A 16,379-nucleotide genomic window follows, 5' to 3' on the forward strand; every position below is an offset into this window, starting at 1 on the left:
CCTCTCAGCGTCTGCTGAACAAGTCTGTGACTAGTTGTTGCGTGAGCAACGCCTCGCGTCCGTCCGTCAAAATCGGAGTATCGTCAGTCAGCGCCGTGATGAAGTGGTCGATTGCTCCTTGGAAGCCGCGTTGCGTGAGCAACGTATCCCACGAACCGAACGTTTCGGTCGAATGCGCGCCGTGTTCGAAGCGATGGAGCGTCACCATTTCATCGACCGTCAACCGAAGTCCGTCCTTGATGGCGACGAGTCCTTCGTGATTGACGCCCGCCTTGCGGTGCATCGACGTCGTATGCAGGCCAGATCCGTCTTGCCAGACGTGACGTGCGAAATGGAGTCCGTTCGATGCGGTCGTCTCAATCTGTCCCGTCACGAGCCGTAAGTCGCTTCCGGCAAAATAGCGGAGCGTATCGACGACGTGCAAGTAATCGTCGAGTAACGTGAACCGGTAATCATGTCCGCGCAAGCCGTCCCCCCGGTGCTTGACGAAGTCGAGCGAGTGGAATGGGGCAGCTACCTTCACTTGATTATACATCGGGGCGAAGCGACGGTTAAAGCCGACCATCAGCTTGCGGTTCGTACGTTCTGCCGTTTCGACGAGCCGTTCTGCCTGTTCGACGGTTGCGGCGAGCGGCTTGTCGACGTACACGTCGACGCCTTGCGCGAGCAAGTAGGAAACGACCTCGTAATGCGTCTCGGTCGAACTATGGACGAACGCCGCATCGACAGACGAGGCGAGCGAATCGAGTCCCGTGAACGATTCCATCCGATGAGCCCGACAAATTTCATCCCGTTTAGCTTGTGTCGGAGAGTAGGCGCCGACGAGTTCGAACGAGGTGCTGTTCGTCAAGATGGGCAAATACGCTTTTTGGGCGATGCCGCCGAGGCCGACGATACCGATTTTCGGTTTTCTCATATGTACCACTCCTTTCTTCCATCATAACGAAAAAAGAACCGGATGACACCTACGCTTCACGCGTAAAGTCATCCGGTTCTATGTCAGAGACTGGCACTTAGTACGATGTCGCCCTCGGGTGTTTGATTGCCCCGTTCAGGCTCTTTCGTGACGGCGACCGTATCCCAATCTGTCGCTGACTCGGTCGAGTCGAGCGTATAGATGACGGTACCGTTGCCTTTATCGTCTGTGACGAACGCACCGGTCGGAATCGGGGAACCGTCCTTCAGCAACCAGACTTGATATACTTCGTTCGCCTCGAGCGGTGCGAGGCCGTTCGTCTGGACGATGAGTTGGTGATCGCCGTCTTGCTCGGCCAAGTAGGCGACCCCTTCTGATTCGCCTTCGAGCGGCACCGTGTCGGTCAAGGTAATCGCGGTCGGCTCGTCTTGATTCATCAACAGATAGCCGTTACCGACGAGTGAGAGGACGAGTGCGGCCGCGAGTGCGAGCGCCCCCCACGAAGACTTCTGCTTTTTACGAGTTTCCGTGAACGGTGTGACGGGAGACGGTTCGGCTTTGACGAGCTTCGGTTCAGTTGTGTCTTCGGCGAAGACGTTGTCGAGAATGCGAGCCTTCATGCCGCTCGGTGGTTCGGTCGGTTCAGAGAGGAACGCGACGCCTCCGACGAGTGCCTCGAGTTGTTCGAGTTCTTCTTGGCACGTTTGACATGTTGCCAAATGTGCCTCGAAGCGAAGCCGTTCGTCTTCTGTTAAATGTTGGTTGAAATAGTCGATCAATTGGTCACAGGCGTTCATCGTTCCACCTCCTTATCTATATCATCATGGGATAGATGTTTTCGTAACTGTTTCAGCGCTAATCGAATCCTTCCTTTTACGGTACCGAGCGGGATGTCGCACGCGTCGGCAATCTTCTGCTGGCTAAGACCTTGGAAATACATGAGCCGGACGACTTTTTGTTGCTCGACCGGCAACTCGGCCATTGCCGTCTCGATTTGGGCCCGTTCTTCTTGCCACTCGACCTCGGTCTCGACAGAAGGGGACGGGGAAGGAATCGCTTCAGCATATGATTCATCGAGCTGTAAATCGGGTTTGCGTTTTCGAATCAAGTCGATCGTGACGTGCCGGCTCATCGTGAACAGCCACGATTTGAACTTGCCTTTCGACTCGTCGTACACACCGCCGCCGCGCCACAGCTTGATGAAGACTTCTTGCATCGCTTCTTCGGCGAGGTCGCGGTCTTTCGTCAGTTGCATGACGAACGCGTACAAGATTCGTTCGTAGCGGTCATATAATGTTTCGAGCGCTTGCTTGTCTTTTTTTCTGACGCGCTCATACAATTCAATATCAGTCATGGCGTTCTCCTTTACTCATGAAGGGAGTCCCTTGTATTTGTCTAACGGATAGAATCATCAAATGGATGCCTATTTGATATGACTATTTTGTGAATGATCATATGTATCTATCGTGTTCAACGTGAACACGTGGAAGTTGCATCCCCGATTTGACGAAAGAGTCGTAAATTCAAGTAGGTGAGCAGTTGATGTGTCGCGTAGCTGAAGAGCGTCGCCGTGACGAGTGTCATGACGAGCGCGGGCCCGTTTGACAGCGACTGATGCCAGAACGGATACGTCCGCACACCGGACAAAAAAGCGAAGACGAGGGCGAAACCGATTAGGATTCCGCTATACTGACAGTAGTACCGACTTAATCGATTTTTCATGTCGATCATTCCTTTCGTCCTTTTACTATACGAGATGGGGTATGACGACACAAGGAGGATGACCATGAAACGATTTACGAACGAGGGGCGGACGCTCGTCTGTTTTGATTTCGACGAGACGTATTTCCCGCATGCGTGTACGGCTGAACAGCTCGAGCACTTGCGGCGACTTGAAGATTTTCTCGAGCAACACTCCCATCGGTTTTCGACGATGTGGGTGACGGGGAGCTCGCTTGAGACGATTGCTGAGAAGGTGAGGCGGGCCGACATGCGCTACTTTCCGCATCGGATCGCCTCGAGCCTCGGGACAGAGTTATACCATGTCACAACTGCAGGAGAACTCGAGCTAGACTCGAACTTCCAGTCACTGTTCCCGTCTGATTTCTCTCGCCGTGTCGAACAGGTCGTCACTCACCATGCGCTCACGATTGAGCCGCAGACGAACATGGGGACGAACGCGTGGATGCACAACTATTATTACTTCGGTGAAGATGAAGTCGAACTAGAGCGCATCCAAACGGCCGCTCGTGATTTTGGGATCGCGGTCAACGTCAGTCGCTGCAATCCACTCGCCGGAGATCCCGTCGGGGCGTATGATATCGACTTCATCCCACGCGGAGCCGGGAAGACCGCCGCGGTCGATTACGTCTGTACCCGCTGTGCATTTCAAGTGGGCGAAGCGTATGCGTTCGGTGACAGTGGGAACGACTTGGCGATGTTGAAGCACGTCGGTAACGGATACGTCCTCGGCAACGGGACGGAGCAAGCCAAGTCTGAACACGATCGCGTGACCGCGGGAAGTTATGCGGAAGGAATGCTAGAGGTGTTGATGCGATTTGTGCAGGAGACACGGTCGCACTAGTTCACTTCAAGCGCTTTGAGCGATACGGAGTGCCGCTTGTTCCGCGCTCGCGAGCAAGCAGGACCGAACCGTTCTCGTGGATAAATCAAATGAGACGTGACTGTGCCAAAGTTCGGTGAACACGGTCGAGAGGGCGGCTTCTGCCAAGTCAGGGTGTGTCGTCAAACGCAGTGTGATGGCGTACAAGATTCGTTCATAACGGTCGTATAGGAGTTCTAAAGCGAGGGCGTCTTTTTGTTGGATGCGTTCGTATAATTCGCGGTCGGTAATAAATGACATTGTAAACTCCTTCAGAGGGTCCAGTTCGCTCATGTTTTGGTCGCGGCGGGCAATGGTCTAAATATGTAAGGGTTATATTTCACTAATCACCGCGCCGTAAACGGTTACTTTGACCGCGGAGCACATTCAAAAACACCCGAAGAACCGTTTATGCGGATCTTCGGGTGTTTTAGGTCAAAATGAATGATAGCAGTGGGGGCAGGTTTGGCTACTGCCCGGTGCCCGTTTGAACGTCTGTTTACAGTTCGGGCACGTGACGGTCTCGCTCTCTTGACCGAACAAGCTTCCGCGGTTGAATAAGACGTCTTTCAAGTTCGGCAACGCCTTGGCGGCAAAGATCATTGAGATGAACAAGAAAGCGGCGAGTACGGCAAGCATGACATAAGTCGTCACAGGTAAAGCTCCTTTCTCTGTCTCGTTTTTTCAAGCATACGGGAAAACAGGTGAAAACACACTTAATAACTAGAGATAAGAACAAATGTTCTGTATACTAGCAGTAACAAAGGAGGGGACAGGATGAAGAATGAAGTGACGCGTTGGATGCGGATGGGCCGGGTCGTCGAATTGATGTATGTGGATCGTCACGGGGTCATCTCGAAGCGACGAGTCAAGTTGATGAAGCTACAAGGGGAACAAGTAATCGCATGGGACATCATGAAGCAAGCCCGGCGGACGTTTTGCATCGAGCGAATCCTCGCCTGCCTCCCGATGATCGACCAGAAGTACGGAGGAAAGGAGGGAGTCGGATGACGCCAATCCCGAAATGTTCGGCGCCAGCGGAGCGGGCACTTGCAGCGGCTTATATTGACACGCTTGAACAACTCGCGACGTATTCGAGAACGGAGATTGCCGAGATGCACGGCATCGGACCGAGTGTGCTTCGATTGTTAGAGATTGCTCTCGCTGAACAAGGACTTCGGTTCACTGATAGCGAAATGAATTCCTAGTCCCGATATGGGCTAGGAATTTTTTGGTTAGACGTATGTTTTCCTATGAAAAAGGGAAGTAATATATTTGTCATCTCTATTACAGCCTAAAATCTAGTACCATGACGATAAGGTTTGTTAACCTAGCGACACCCATGAGAAAGGAAGTACACAGCATGAGGACGAAACATTTATCCGCCATTCTAGGAAATGAGATGGATGATATCGAATGTGATCCATGGGTGACCGGAATTGAAACAGATTCCAGAAAGGTCAGTCCAGGGAATTTGTTTATCTGCATCCGTGGTTATACGGTGGACGGACATGAATTCGCCGAAGACGCTGTCTCTAAAGGCGCGAGCGCGGTGATTTCTGAATCTCCGCTTGACCTCGAGGTGCCGAACATTGTCGTTGCCGATACGAAACGAACGGCCGGAGTCGTGGCGAGCGCGTTTTACGACCACCCGTCCCATCGGATGCGAATTTATGGCGTCACCGGTACGAACGGGAAGACGACGACTGCTACGTTAACATATGATTTATTTCGTTTATCAGGACGTCCGGTCGGGATTGTCAGTACGATTGGAGCCCGTTATAAAGATAAGAAGTTAAAGACGCCCAACACGACGCCAGAAGCCGTCGTCCTGCACCGCATCTTGGCCGAAATGGCAGATGCCGGGGTGACCGACTGTGTCGTCGAAGTATCATCGCACGCCATGATGGAAGGGCGCGTCGAAGGGGTCCGCTTCCATGCGGCGGCGTTCACGAACTTGACGCACGACCACCTCGACTACCACCGTTCAATGGATGAATACGCACGGGCGAAGGCGCGTCTGTTTGAGCAAGTCGAAACGACAGGCGGCGACGCCATCATCTTGAACGCGGAAGACCCGGCGAGCGAGACGATGGCCGCATTCGCACGGACACGGCGGAAAGTCATGTACAGTACGCGCGCAGACGTCCCGGCCGATATTCAAGTCATTTGGCTAGGTCACACCGTCCGCATCAAAATGAACGCGATGACGATCGAAGCGCCTGTTCACTTTATGGGATCGTTCAACGCTGCCAACTTGGCCGCGGCCATCGGTCTCGTCTCAACGTCGGAGCTCATGCTTCGCGCGATTATCGATAATGTTCCAGGGCTCACACTTCCGAAAGGTCGCCTCGAGCGGCTTGACACGGAAGATGCGGAGATTTATATCGACTACGCCCATACACCGGACGGATTGGAAAAATGTCTGTCTACTTTACAAAAAGGGGAGCGGCAGCTCGTCGTCGTCTTGAGCGCGGCCGGAGACCGGGACCCGACGAAGCGGGCCGAGATGGGACGCATCGCGAGCCGCTATTCGGACGATCTGATTGTGACGGTACACGATGTCCGAACCGAAAATCCGAAGCAGATCATCGACGGACTGCTCGAAGGCATCGAAGCGGACACGCATTATGTGACGTTTGAAGCGCGAAGAGACGCGTTGCACCATGCGGCCGTGCAAGCGCTCGACGGCAAACGCATCGTCGTCGTCGGAAAAGGGCACGACCATGTCGAACGTGTCGGCAGCGAAGCGATTCCGTTCAATGAATCGGATATCTTGTTAGAAGAATTGAAAAAATTAAAAGGCCAAGAACCGGCCGTTTGAATTTCATTACCAAGCATATAAAAGAAGGGCTGAATCGTTGGATTCAGCCCTTCTTTGACGTTTAGCCGTTCATGCGGACGACGGTCCGGCCGCTCAGCTCACCGCGCATCATCGCCTCGGCTTGACGCGGAACATCATGGAGCGGGATCTCGTGCACCATCCGATTGAGTACGTGCGGTTCGATCAGCTCGTATAGCCGCTCCCACGCCGTCACTCGTCTTGTGATCGGCTGCATGACCGAATCGATGCCGACGAGACGGACGCCTCGCAGGATGAACGGGTAGACGGTCGCAGGAAGTTCGTGACCTCCAACTAGTCCACAAGCGGCGACCGTTCCTTCGTATCGGGTTTGGCTTAAAATATTCGCGAGCGTGTTACCGCCGATCGAGTCGATCGCAGCATCGAATCGTTGGCGAGCGAGTGGTCGGGGTGTTCCTTCCAATTCACTGCGTGGTATCGTCTGTTCAGCACCGAGATCGGTTAAATAAGATAAATCTGTTTTTCCGGTCGAGGCAATGGCGTGATAGCCGAGTTTATGGAGCAAGGCGATTGAGAAACTTCCGACTCCGCCGGATGCTCCCGTGACGAGCACTTCTTGACCGGGATGAACGCCTTCGTGTTCGAGTGCCTCAATCGCGAACATGGCGGTCAGTCCGGGTGTCCCGATCGTGATGGCATCTCGCATGTTCATGCCTTCCGGTAATTTCACGAGCCAATTTCCTGGAACTTGTGCAAACTGGCTGAAGCCACCGAAATGACGCTCACCGATGCCAAATCCGGTCGCGATGACTTCGTCCCCCGGCTTGAAATCAAGATGATCGGATTCGACGACTTTCCCGACGAATTCGCAGCCTGGGATGAACGGATAATGGCTGACGATTTTGCCCGATCCGGTCAATCCGAGGGCGTCTTTGTAGTTGAGTGCCGAATAATGGACCTCGACGAGGACGTTGCCGTCCTCTTCTTTGGGTAATGAGTCACGATCGACCTCAGTCACCTCGGAATGGAGTCGGTCGTCACGCTTGTCGAGCACGAGTGCTTGAAATGAGTCGTTCATTGTAAATTGGCCCCTTTCTGTATGGCAAATCTGTTCCCTTTGTATGATTCCCCACTCTCGAAAATATATACGCGAATGTTTCGTTATAACGAGGTGTGGAATGGTACAATGTAGTAGATTCAATTAGAGTGAGGAGGAATGAAGCATGCGGCACGACGACTATGAGTTTGATGAAGAAGTAGAAGTAGAAGAAGGCGAATTGTTCAACGTATACGACATTCTGCCACCAGATGGAACTATTCTCGAAATGGCGACTGCTGAAGAGATGGTCCGCGCGGCGGAGCTTGAAGCGACACATAACGCGCTCGAGCGAATCCAAGAATCAAACTTCCAGTTGTCAGGAGTAACGTTTAAAGAGTTACTGACAGAGTTCGAACGATACGAGCAAGAATCGATGGAATTCTGGACGGGCGTATATAGCCGACTGCGCATTCCATGGGCATGGACGATTCGAATCGATGTGGCCAATGGCCCGATTCACGTCGTCAATGATCGTGACATCTTTATCGATGAGGCAGACTTCGAAGAGTACGATTTTGAAGAGTTTGCCGATGATGACTTTGAAGATGAGACCGATAACCAAAACTGAATCCAAAACGTCTTTCCCTTATTCAGAAGGGAAAGACGTTTTTTTGACTTCGCTCATGTCCATACGCATACGCATCACTTCCGTGGCACCGAACCAGAGCCCGACGCTACACAGCAGGGACACACCGCTCACCAACGCTCCGACGATCGCGATATCTCCAATCATCGTGAACGATAGCCCGAGGCTGAATATCCCGAAAAACAGCAATCCTCCCGCTATAGTCTTCATACATCACGCCACCCTTTCTCATTTGATTTGACTCTAGTGTAGCCGGTCAAACGAGACAGGGTTGGTCTATTTTTATACCCGGTTTAAAATTAGATAAGGTCGTGGATGGCGTACGTTTTTCCATTGACAAACGGCTTGTCGATCAACTGCTCGACGAGGACGCGGCCGACCGTCTCAGGCGAGCGCAGTTTTCCTTCCGTCTCGTAAGCTTGAAACTGTTCGACATCTTGAAACGCTTCTCGTGAAGACGCGCGGATCGTCTGTTGCATGGATGTGTCCATCACGCCCGGGTTGAACAAGGCGAGGCGATGTCTCGTTCCTTCTAGTTCGAGCGCGACGGTCTCACTAAAGTGGTCGAGTCCGGCTTTCGTGCCGCAGTAGGCGCTCCACCCCGAAATCGAACGTTTGGCGGCACCTGACGTCACGTGGATGAGCGAGACGGGCACATCGTAAGCGAGGACGGCGTTCGTGATCAGCATCGGGGCGAGCAGATTCGCCTGAACGTGAGCGGTGAGCTGCTCCGTGTCAAGATGGCCGGCCCGTTGAATCGGTTCGATCAACGCCGCGTTTTGGATGATGAGTAGCGACGTGGCGTCAGCGATGTACGGCTTGATTTGGTCAAGGGCTCGAAGTGTACTCGATACGTCGGATAAATCGACTTCGATATGTTTGAACGTTAAATCGCGTGATTGCGAGCGTGATAGGTTGATGACGTCGTAGTTTCGTCTCGACAGTTCTTCGGCGACAGCACGGCCGAGACCGCGTGACGCACCGGTGACAAGGGCAAGTTTCAAATAAATTCTCTCCTATTCGTGAATCGTTTTTCGAAAACCGTAGAAGGGGCGGAAGTTCAAGCGTTCATAATACGTATGCGAGGAAGCGCTCGCGAGCATCTCGAGTCGTGTCTCAGGATAGAGTGCATGGACGTGTGTCAATAACCGTTCCCCGAGGCCAAGCCGGCGGTGCGAAGCAGCGATGAGCAACTCGCACACGTAAAGGCTGACTTTTGTGTCGGTCAAACCGCGAAGATAGGCGATCACGTGTCCCGTTTCAGACTCGATGACGAAAGCGATGTTCGAGCGGCGCCATGCTTCTTTTGTCAACTCATCTTGACGAACGAGCTGGTGCCAGCCCTCAGCTTCGTTCAATGCTTGAATCTGTTCAAAATCTCGTTCATCGTAAAGACGGATGATCATCAAGACGCACCCACTTTCACTTCAATCGCTTTCATCACATCAAACGCCCCCTCTGACTCGTTCGAACAGACGGTCGAAATGACTTCTAAAGCAGGGTAATAGGCGGAATGGAAGCTGACACCGGGATCGTAACCCATCACGTGATATTTGAATACCTCTTCGTTAGGTTCGAGTTGAATCCAGACGCCATACCCGTAATGTCCGCCCCGGTCATTGACGGTCACGTGAGGTGTCAATAACCGCGTTGTCATCTGTTGACCGAGAAGACGATGCCCGAGCAACGCGTCCCATAGTTTGGCCATGTCGGCCACCGTCACGAACGCCCCTCCGTCCGAACCGCCTTTGACGGGAATAGAGTACTGGTTTGTCCGCCATGAACCGTCCGGATTGTTGATATAGCCGAGCGCCGTATCGGCAGGCAAGGCGTCAAGCGAGAAGTAACCGGAATCGGTCATGCCGGCCGGTGTGAAGACGAACTGTTCGATGTAATCCGAGAACGTCAATCCGCTCGTTTGTTCGACAATGAGACCGAGCAAAATGTAACCGGCGTTATTATAGTGGAATTCGCCGATTTCATGTTTCATTGACTGTTGCTGGAACATCGGCAAAAAGTCGCTCAATCGTCGTAGCTGATACATCGGACGTTGTTGCCATAACTCTTCAAAGTCGTTCATGACGGATTCATCAAAATAGTCCGGGATGCCTGACGTATGAGTGAGTAACGTTTCGACTGTCACACGTGTATCAAACTTAGGTAAATCAAGGGATAGACAGTCTCGGAGCAGCGAAGTGAACGCCAGCTTCCCTTGTTCGACGAGCTGACAGATGGCGATCGCCGTGAACAGCTTACAGCCAGAGGCGATCCCGAACCGAGTCACGTCACGGTTTGGCAGTCGTTCGGAACGATTCGCATATCCTTGTTGGCGTTCGATTAATAGGTCATGCTTTCGGACAGCGAGACATGTGCCTGAAAAAGCGGATGAGATTTCAAAATCTGACCAATTGTTCTTCATGCATGGACCTCCGGGGTTGGAATATTCGCGTTCTTGTTCAATAAGCAAACCTTACCATAAACATTAACCTAAATAATGGAAAAGTGATAGGTATCATCTCTCTCTCGTGATACGATAAACAAATATTTTAAAAAGTGGGAGCAGGAAATACAATGATTGAATTTGGATTTGGCTTGCTAGTAGGTCTGATTTTGACGTTTGCTATACAAAAGATTCGTCAGTCTCGCAAAGGGATGGATGAGGAATTTACGCATTTCGGAAATCGAATCAAGGACGTCATCTACATATTTGAAGTCAAACCGATTTTTCGATTCCGGTATATCAGTCCATCTTTAGACCTCTATCTAGGTGAAGGGGTCGTAGCGACCAATTATGAGGATCCGTATGATTGTTTTCGTCGCGTTCACCCAGATGACTATCAACTTCTCGTCAATAAAGTTTTAGGAAACGTCGATTACGACGAGGCGATTTTGCAACGATGGAGAACAGACGATGGCCGTTATTTGTGGTTCGAGGAATATACGACGCCGATTTATGAGAACGGTGAAATCGTTGCGGTGCAAGGTGTGATTCGAAACGTTCAGGCTGCCGTTGCAGAACGAGAGACATTAGCGTACGAAAGCCGTCACGACAGCTTGACCGGCGTGTTGAATCGTCGAGCGTTCAATGAAGCGGTCTGTCTTCTTTCAAAAGATAGTGTAGGTGCAATTGTCATCGACTTGAACGACTTGAAACGAATCAATGACAAACGCGGACATTCTGCCGGGGACAAGTTACTTCAAGAAACGGCTTCCGGGTTGCTCGAGCTGAGCACAAGGGTCTATCGGCTCGGAGGCGACGAGTTTGTCGTGTTGGCCCCTAATCAAGATGAGGAGTCATTCATTGTCTTCGCCACCGCCGTCAAGTCAAAGCTTGAAGCGAAACAAATTTCTGCCTCAGTCGGTGCGGCGTGGCATGAACAACTGACGGATTTCTCTCAGTTGTATGAGGAAGCGGACCGAGAAATGTATGAACAGAAAAAAAGAAGCAAGATGAAAAAGCACATTTCCCACTGACGAATGTCAGCGAGAAATGTGCTTTTTTCGATGGATTATCAACCGCTCGCTTTTTCTTCGAGCTTGGTTTCGGTCGTTCCAAGGTTGTTCAAGTACACCTCGTATCTCGGGAGCCAGTACCGGTACGATACCCAGACGAGACCGCTCGTCGCGGCGAACAATGTCAGCGTCGCCGGCCAGAACCAGCCCGAGACGATCCCGTCCGCATAGGCGAGACCGATCGGAGAGAAGACGAAATAGACGAACACCATCGAGGTGATGAGGATGATTGACGTCGAGATCGCATGACGCCAAGGTTTCACCCGACCGAGGTCGATCCGGATCGGCTTGATTTGTTGCATCGGACGCAGTTTGGCGAACAACAACATGATACTCGTCTCGATGACGAACAAGATGCCGTAGATGTGTATGAAGTTGATGCCGAGGTCAAATCCAAACCATTGTTTCATACCCCAGACTAAGAAGTAGTACGTGATGACATGGAAGCCGATGACGATTTTAGCGGCGATCGGCGGCACGCGCTTGACGAGCATGCCGATCAAGACGACGACGAGAATCGGGATGTTGAAGAAACCGGTGAAACGGCGAATCAAGTCCCAAAGACCGTCCGGCGCGTACATCAAGTTCGGTGCGACGAAGAACGAGACGAGCGCGACGAACGTCCCGAACCATTTGCTGACCCGGATCAAATCTTTGTCCGAGGCATCGGGTTTGAACTTCGGTTTATAAATGTCGAGCACGAACAGTGTGGCGATACTGTTCAGCAATGAGTTGAACGAACTGAACACCGCGCCGAGCAAGACGGCGAGGAAGAAGCCCATGAGCCACGTCGGTAGCAAATCGGCGATCAAACTCGGATAGGCGAGGTCTGCCTTGTCCATGTTCGTGCCGTATAAGTGAAACGCGATGATGCCTGGAAGCAGCATAAAGATCGGAACGAGCAACTTCAAATAACCGGTGAAGAGGACACCTTTTTGTCCTTCGGCGAGGTTTTTAGCCCCAAGAGCCCGTTGAATGACATATTGATTCAATGCCCAGTAGAACAAGTTCGCGAAAATCATTCCGGTGAAGATGGATAGGAATGGCACCGAGTCATTCGATGACCCGATCGCGTTCAACTTTTCAGGGTTCGACGTCGCGATCGTCTTCATCCCTTCGACGACGCTGCCGTCGCCGAGTGCGATAAAGCCGAGCGTCGGGACGAGGAAGCCGATGATGATGAGCCCGATGCCGTTGAGTGTATCCGACACCGCGACGGCGCGGAGGCCGCCGAAAATGGCGTAGATAGCGCCGATGATGCCGATGAACCAAATGACGAGCCAAAGTGACTGTTCAAAGCTGATCCCGAGCAGTTCGGGCACGTCGAAGAGCTGAAGGACCGCGAGTCCGCCGGAATAGAGCATCGACGGAATCGTGACGCACATGTAACCGAACAAGAACAAGAGGACGGTCAAGCGCCGGACGTCCTCGTCATAGCGTTGACTTAAAAACTCAGGGATCGTCGTGATCCCGATGCCGAGAAAGCGTGGCAGTAGGAATAGTGCCATGATGATGGCGGCAATCCCAGCCGTCACTTCCCATGCCATCGCCGACATGTTGCCGGCGAACGACTGTCCGTTCAAGCCGATCAACTGCTCGGCCGATAAGTTTGTGAGCAGGAGCGACCCGGCGATGAAGAGACCGGTCAGCCCGCGACCGGCCAAGAAATAATCATCGGCGCTGTCGACTTTTCCTTTTGTCATGCGATAGGATACGTAAGCGACGAGTCCCATGAATAAGGCTCCGGTCACTAATATGTATATAACTTGTTGAATCGTCACGATTTATCCCTCCTTGTATTACTTCTTATCTATAAGTACTTTTCGTAATTACCCACCTGGCACGATAATTATTTCCCATCATCGCTTTTGTAAACAAACCGTAACAAAGCTCACACGAAAAAAGACACCTGAAACGTCAGGTGTCAGAAAAAGCGAAGCAATGAAGTGGCGACAGTGAAGTAGATGAGCAATCCGAGATTGTCCACGACCGTCGTGATGAATGGACCCGAGGCCACGGCCGGATCGAGTTTCAGGCGGTTGATCAAGAGCGGGACGAGTGTACCGACAATCGTGGCAACGCTCAGTGAGGCGAAAATCGACAAGCCGACGATCATGCCGATCAAGGCGCTATCGTACAGGACCGTGATGACCCCGAAAATAACGACCATACAGGCCAGTCCAAGCAGGACACCAGTTCCGAACTCCCGGCGAATCATCTTGGCGACATTTTTCCGGTTGATCGTGCCTAGTGCGATCGAACGTACGGCGACGACGAGCGACTGGGTGGCGGCGTTTCCGGCCGACCCCATGACGAGTGGCATGAAGACGGCGAGCAAAACGATCGTCTCAAGCGTATCTTCAAATCCACCGATCGTCGATGCGGTGATCATCCCGAGGAACATGAGGCTGATGATCCAAGGGGCACGTTTTTTCGCGGCCTCGACCGGGCCCATGTTGATGTCAGACGAGCCTTTCGTTGCGGACAGCTCTTCAAAGTCTTCGGTCGTCTCGCGTTCGATGACGTCCATGACGTCGTCGACGGTGATGATGCCGAGCAAGTGATCATCGCTATCGATGACCGGGAGCGCGAGCAAGTCATACTTTTGGACGGTTCGGGCCAAGTCTTCTTGATCGGCCATGACGTGGGCCGAAACGACCCGCCGCCCCATGATATCGGCGATGAGATGGTCGAGCGGGGAAACGATCAAGTCACGGAGCGACACGACGCCGACGAGACGTCGGTCTGCATCGATTACATATAAATAGTAAATCGTCTCAGCTTCAGGACCGAGGTCACGCAACTCTTCGAGTGTCGCCCCGATCGTTTTGTCGGCCTGTAGCACGATGAACTCGGTCGTCATGATGGCGCCGGCCGTATCGTCCGGATAGCGCATCAAGTCCTTGACCTCGGTCGCCTCGGTCTCGTCCATCTGCTCGAACAGTTCGTTCATGAAATCGTCCGGAAGTTCGGTCATGAGGTCGGCGGCATTATCCGAGAACATATCGTTCAAGACGCTGACCGCATACGGGCGCGGCATTTCTTGGATGAACTGCTGTTGTTCATCGAGCTCTAATTTTTCAAATAAATCGGTGTACTCTTCCGGTGATAGAGCGCTGTATACAAACGCCCGATCGGGTTGGTTAAGTTCGATGAAGATGTCGCCCTGTTCACCCGGGTGAAGTGTTAAAAACACGTCGCGGAAATCGACCGGATCCCCTTTTTGGATGAGGGCTGTCACTTGGGCTTCATGACGCGCGCGTTCTGTACGTTCGATGGCCATCGACTCACTTCCTTTTCTTAAGTCATTTTTCGTATCCTGTCGTTATCGTACCTTAATTTGAAAAGAAAAAATAATGGATTTTATTCACAATTCATACATCGTGTATACATCCCAACCGTCGCCCTCTCCTTGTTCATTGATTCACAACCGTTTGTTCATTCAATTTGACTCATATTGTATCCATTTTTTTGTGGAATCGACCACAATCAGAACGTCGGAATTACCCGCCTCGGAATCGGGTAAGTTGATAATGTAAGGGTAGAAACACACCCGAATCACTAGGAGGAAGCGAGATGATATCGATGACGGATCAATTGACCGCACGGGATACGACGCTGAAACATCCGATTCACGTGTATTCAGAAATTGGTGAACTAAAGACTGTGCTATTGAAGCGTCCAGGACGCGAACTTGAGAATTTGACGCCGGAGTATTTGGAACGACTCCTGTTCGACGACATTCCACATTTGCCGGTCATTCAAAAAGAGCACGACTACTTTGCGAGCGTGCTGCAAAACCGGGGCGTCGAGGTGCTCTATTTAGAAAACTTGATGGCAGAGACGTTATCGCTGCCTGGCGTACGTGAACGATTCGTCGCCGACATTCTTTCGGAATCAAAATCAAATATTAACGGATCATACGAGACGCTCAAAGAGTATTTACTCGCTTATGATAACGAACAGTTGATCGAGACGGTCATGGCCGGCATCCGTAAAACCGAGATCAAGCGCGAAAAGCGCCGTCATCTGCACGAGATGATCGAGGACACGTATCCGTTCTTTCTCGACCCGATGCCGAACCTGTACTTTACGCGCGACCCGGCCGCGGCGATTGGGAACGGCTTGTCGATCAATCGCATGAAAGAACCGGCGCGTCGCCGCGAATCACTGTTCACACAATATATTATGAGATATCATCCGCGCTTTGCGAAGCACGACATCCCGATCTGGTCGGATCGTGATTACCGGTTCGCGATGGAAGGCGGGGACGAACTCGTCCTATCAAAGGAAGTCGTCGCCATCGGGATATCGGAACGGACGACCGCCCAAGGAATCGAGCGCGTCGCCCTCAACTTGCTCGCGAACGGAGGCACGTTCAAGAAAGTCATCGCCATCGAGATTCCGAAGTCGCGTGCGTTCATGCACCTTGATACCGTCTTCACGATGGTCGACCACGATAAGTTCACGATCCATCCGTTCATTCAAGGACCGGGCGGCAAGATGAACATCTTCGAACTGACGTTGAACGCAGAAGGTGAGCTACACATCACGCAACACACTGATTTGTTGAAAGTGTTGAAATCAGCTCTCGGTCTAGAGGAAATCGTGTTGATCCCATGTGGTGGGGGCGACCCAATCGCTGCGGCGCGCGAGCAATGGAACGATGGGTCGAACACGCTCGCAATCGCCCCGGGTGTCGTCGTTACGTATGACCGGAACTATGTTTCGAACGAGCTGCTCCGTTCAGAAGGGGTCGAAGTCATCGAAATCATGTCGAGTGAGTTATCACGAGGCCGTGGAGGCCCACGTTGTATGAGTTGTCCGATTATCCGTGAAGATATTTAACGAGGAGGAGAA

The 16,379-nt window shown here is 52.1% G+C and carries 20 protein-coding genes; 7 read left to right on the plus strand and 13 right to left on the minus strand.

Annotated elements, in window-relative coordinates; all coding sequences use genetic code 11:
* Positions 1–4 precede the first annotated feature (4 nt).
* The 4 genes from EVJ22_RS08585 to EVJ22_RS08600 form a co-directional block, all read right to left on the minus strand.
* Positions 5–916 (minus strand): Gfo/Idh/MocA family protein, encoded by a 912-nt coding sequence (locus EVJ22_RS08585; RefSeq protein ID WP_071398507.1) that lies wholly within the window; start codon positions 914–916, stop codon positions 5–7.
* Between the two features lie 83 nt (positions 917–999).
* The gene (locus EVJ22_RS08590; protein WP_131443714.1) at positions 1,000–1,713 is read right to left on the minus strand and encodes an anti-sigma factor; all 714 of its coding nucleotides are present in this window, start codon (positions 1,711–1,713) and stop codon (positions 1,000–1,002) included.
* Positions 1,710–2,270, minus strand: a complete 561-nt coding sequence (locus EVJ22_RS08595; protein ID WP_070329168.1) for an RNA polymerase sigma factor — start codon at positions 2,268–2,270, stop codon at positions 1,710–1,712. Before EVJ22_RS08595 ends, EVJ22_RS08590 begins: the two co-directional genes overlap by 4 nt.
* A 116-nt stretch (positions 2,271–2,386) precedes the next feature.
* Positions 2,387–2,638 carry a hypothetical protein gene (locus EVJ22_RS08600; protein ID WP_071398505.1) on the minus strand — a complete coding sequence of 84 codons (252 nt, stop codon included), beginning with the start codon at positions 2,636–2,638 and terminating at the stop codon, positions 2,387–2,389.
* A 64-nt stretch (positions 2,639–2,702) separates the two neighbouring features.
* Here EVJ22_RS08600 and EVJ22_RS08605 point away from each other — a divergent pair, with 64 nt between their 5' ends.
* On the plus strand, positions 2,703–3,500 hold the full coding sequence (locus EVJ22_RS08605) for an HAD-IIB family hydrolase (protein ID WP_158625515.1): 798 nt from the start codon (positions 2,703–2,705) through the stop codon (positions 3,498–3,500).
* Positions 3,501–3,506: 6 nt separating this feature from the next.
* On the opposite strand, the gene EVJ22_RS08610 is transcribed toward EVJ22_RS08605, so the two are convergent.
* Both EVJ22_RS08610 and EVJ22_RS08615 read right to left on the minus strand, forming a co-directional pair.
* Positions 3,507–3,779 (minus strand): hypothetical protein, encoded by a 273-nt coding sequence (locus tag EVJ22_RS08610; RefSeq protein WP_071398504.1) that lies wholly within the window; start codon positions 3,777–3,779, stop codon positions 3,507–3,509.
* Positions 3,780–3,953: 174 nt separating this feature from the next.
* On the minus strand, positions 3,954–4,172 hold the full coding sequence (locus EVJ22_RS08615) for a zinc-ribbon domain-containing protein (RefSeq protein WP_233589660.1): 219 nt from the start codon (positions 4,170–4,172) through the stop codon (positions 3,954–3,956).
* A gap of 123 nt (positions 4,173–4,295) precedes the next feature.
* Here EVJ22_RS08615 and EVJ22_RS08620 point away from each other — a divergent pair, with 123 nt between their 5' ends.
* From EVJ22_RS08620 to EVJ22_RS08630, 3 genes are all read left to right on the plus strand, one after another.
* The gene (locus EVJ22_RS08620) at positions 4,296–4,529 is read left to right on the plus strand and encodes a hypothetical protein (RefSeq protein ID WP_071398503.1); all 234 of its coding nucleotides are present in this window, start codon (positions 4,296–4,298) and stop codon (positions 4,527–4,529) included.
* On the plus strand, positions 4,526–4,726 hold the full coding sequence (locus EVJ22_RS08625) for a helix-hairpin-helix domain-containing protein (protein ID WP_071398502.1): 201 nt from the start codon (positions 4,526–4,528) through the stop codon (positions 4,724–4,726). Before EVJ22_RS08620 ends, EVJ22_RS08625 begins: the two co-directional genes overlap by 4 nt.
* Before the next feature lie 155 nt (positions 4,727–4,881).
* Positions 4,882–6,342 carry a UDP-N-acetylmuramoyl-L-alanyl-D-glutamate--2,6-diaminopimelate ligase gene (locus tag EVJ22_RS08630; protein ID WP_131443718.1) on the plus strand — a complete coding sequence of 487 codons (1,461 nt, stop codon included), beginning with the start codon at positions 4,882–4,884 and terminating at the stop codon, positions 6,340–6,342.
* A 61-nt stretch (positions 6,343–6,403) separates the two neighbouring features.
* Here the strand turns inward: EVJ22_RS08630 and EVJ22_RS08635 are convergent, their stop codons facing one another.
* Positions 6,404–7,399, minus strand: coding sequence for an MDR family oxidoreductase (locus tag EVJ22_RS08635; RefSeq protein ID WP_071398500.1), 996 nt, complete (start codon positions 7,397–7,399; stop codon positions 6,404–6,406).
* 145 nt (positions 7,400–7,544) lie between these two features.
* Here EVJ22_RS08635 and EVJ22_RS08640 point away from each other — a divergent pair, with 145 nt between their 5' ends.
* Complete coding sequence (locus tag EVJ22_RS08640; protein ID WP_070329160.1) at positions 7,545–7,988, plus strand: hypothetical protein; 444 nt, start codon at positions 7,545–7,547, stop codon at positions 7,986–7,988.
* Between the two features lie 18 nt (positions 7,989–8,006).
* On the opposite strand, the gene EVJ22_RS08645 is transcribed toward EVJ22_RS08640, so the two are convergent.
* The 4 genes from EVJ22_RS08645 to EVJ22_RS08660 all read right to left on the minus strand — a co-directional run bounded on the left by EVJ22_RS08645 (position 8,007) and on the right by EVJ22_RS08660 (position 10,425).
* The gene (locus EVJ22_RS08645) at positions 8,007–8,216 is read right to left on the minus strand and encodes a hypothetical protein (RefSeq protein ID WP_071398499.1); all 210 of its coding nucleotides are present in this window, start codon (positions 8,214–8,216) and stop codon (positions 8,007–8,009) included.
* 89 nt (positions 8,217–8,305) lie between these two features.
* On the minus strand, positions 8,306–9,010 hold the full coding sequence (locus EVJ22_RS08650; RefSeq protein ID WP_071398498.1) for an SDR family NAD(P)-dependent oxidoreductase: 705 nt from the start codon (positions 9,008–9,010) through the stop codon (positions 8,306–8,308).
* A gap of 12 nt (positions 9,011–9,022) precedes the next feature.
* The gene (locus EVJ22_RS08655; RefSeq protein ID WP_070329157.1) at positions 9,023–9,412 is read right to left on the minus strand and encodes a GNAT family N-acetyltransferase; all 390 of its coding nucleotides are present in this window, start codon (positions 9,410–9,412) and stop codon (positions 9,023–9,025) included.
* Complete coding sequence (locus EVJ22_RS08660) at positions 9,412–10,425, minus strand: serine hydrolase domain-containing protein (RefSeq protein WP_071398497.1); 1,014 nt, start codon at positions 10,423–10,425, stop codon at positions 9,412–9,414. Before EVJ22_RS08660 ends, EVJ22_RS08655 begins: the two co-directional genes overlap by 1 nt.
* A gap of 152 nt (positions 10,426–10,577) precedes the next feature.
* Here EVJ22_RS08660 and EVJ22_RS08665 point away from each other — a divergent pair, with 152 nt between their 5' ends.
* Positions 10,578–11,480, plus strand: a complete 903-nt coding sequence (locus EVJ22_RS08665) for a sensor domain-containing diguanylate cyclase (protein WP_071398496.1) — start codon at positions 10,578–10,580, stop codon at positions 11,478–11,480.
* 38 nt (positions 11,481–11,518) lie between these two features.
* Here EVJ22_RS08665 and EVJ22_RS08670 read toward each other — a convergent pair whose 3' ends face one another.
* Positions 11,519–13,300: a solute:sodium symporter family transporter gene (locus EVJ22_RS08670; protein ID WP_131443720.1), complete on the minus strand. Its 1,782-nt coding sequence runs from the start codon at positions 13,298–13,300 to the stop codon at positions 11,519–11,521.
* 143 nt (positions 13,301–13,443) lie between these two features.
* A complete protein-coding gene (mgtE, locus tag EVJ22_RS08675) occupies positions 13,444–14,802 on the minus strand; it encodes a magnesium transporter (RefSeq protein ID WP_131443722.1) in 1,359 nt (452 codons plus the stop codon).
* 335 nt (positions 14,803–15,137) lie between these two features.
* Here mgtE and arcA point away from each other — a divergent pair, with 335 nt between their 5' ends.
* Positions 15,138–16,367, plus strand: a complete 1,230-nt coding sequence (arcA, locus tag EVJ22_RS08680) for an arginine deiminase (RefSeq protein ID WP_070329178.1) — start codon at positions 15,138–15,140, stop codon at positions 16,365–16,367.
* Positions 16,368–16,379: the final 12 nt, after the last annotated feature.

The sequence above is a fragment of the Exiguobacterium sp. SH0S7 genome, from assembly GCF_004337195.1.
Lineage (GTDB): Bacteria > Bacillota > Bacilli > Exiguobacteriales > Exiguobacteriaceae > Exiguobacterium > Exiguobacterium aurantiacum_A.

Excerpts from the sequence above, each read along its gene's own strand:
- EVJ22_RS08585 (WP_071398507.1), bottom strand. The coding sequence starts at position 916 with ATGAGAAAACCGAAAATCGGTATCGTCGGCCTCGGCGGCATCGCCCAA.
- EVJ22_RS08590 (WP_131443714.1), bottom strand. The coding sequence starts at position 1,713 with ATGAACGCCTGTGACCAATTGATCGACTATTTCAACCAACATTTAACA.
- EVJ22_RS08595 (WP_070329168.1), bottom strand. The coding sequence starts at position 2,270 with ATGACTGATATTGAATTGTATGAGCGCGTCAGAAAAAAAGACAAGCAA.
- EVJ22_RS08600 (WP_071398505.1), bottom strand. The coding sequence starts at position 2,638 with ATGAAAAATCGATTAAGTCGGTACTACTGTCAGTATAGCGGAATCCTA.
- EVJ22_RS08605 (WP_158625515.1), top strand. The coding sequence starts at position 2,703 with ATGAAACGATTTACGAACGAGGGGCGGACGCTCGTCTGTTTTGATTTC.
- EVJ22_RS08610 (WP_071398504.1), bottom strand. The coding sequence starts at position 3,779 with ATGTCATTTATTACCGACCGCGAATTATACGAACGCATCCAACAAAAA.
- EVJ22_RS08620 (WP_071398503.1), top strand. The coding sequence starts at position 4,296 with ATGAAGAATGAAGTGACGCGTTGGATGCGGATGGGCCGGGTCGTCGAA.
- EVJ22_RS08625 (WP_071398502.1), top strand. The coding sequence starts at position 4,526 with ATGACGCCAATCCCGAAATGTTCGGCGCCAGCGGAGCGGGCACTTGCA.
- EVJ22_RS08630 (WP_131443718.1), top strand. The coding sequence starts at position 4,882 with ATGAGGACGAAACATTTATCCGCCATTCTAGGAAATGAGATGGATGAT.
- EVJ22_RS08635 (WP_071398500.1), bottom strand. The coding sequence starts at position 7,399 with ATGAACGACTCATTTCAAGCACTCGTGCTCGACAAGCGTGACGACCGA.
- EVJ22_RS08640 (WP_070329160.1), top strand. The coding sequence starts at position 7,545 with ATGCGGCACGACGACTATGAGTTTGATGAAGAAGTAGAAGTAGAAGAA.
- EVJ22_RS08645 (WP_071398499.1), bottom strand. The coding sequence starts at position 8,216 with ATGAAGACTATAGCGGGAGGATTGCTGTTTTTCGGGATATTCAGCCTC.
- EVJ22_RS08655 (WP_070329157.1), bottom strand. The coding sequence starts at position 9,412 with ATGATCATCCGTCTTTACGATGAACGAGATTTTGAACAGATTCAAGCA.
- EVJ22_RS08660 (WP_071398497.1), bottom strand. The coding sequence starts at position 10,425 with ATGAAGAACAATTGGTCAGATTTTGAAATCTCATCCGCTTTTTCAGGC.
- EVJ22_RS08665 (WP_071398496.1), top strand. The coding sequence starts at position 10,578 with ATGATTGAATTTGGATTTGGCTTGCTAGTAGGTCTGATTTTGACGTTT.
- mgtE (WP_131443722.1), bottom strand. The coding sequence starts at position 14,802 with ATGGCCATCGAACGTACAGAACGCGCGCGTCATGAAGCCCAAGTGACA.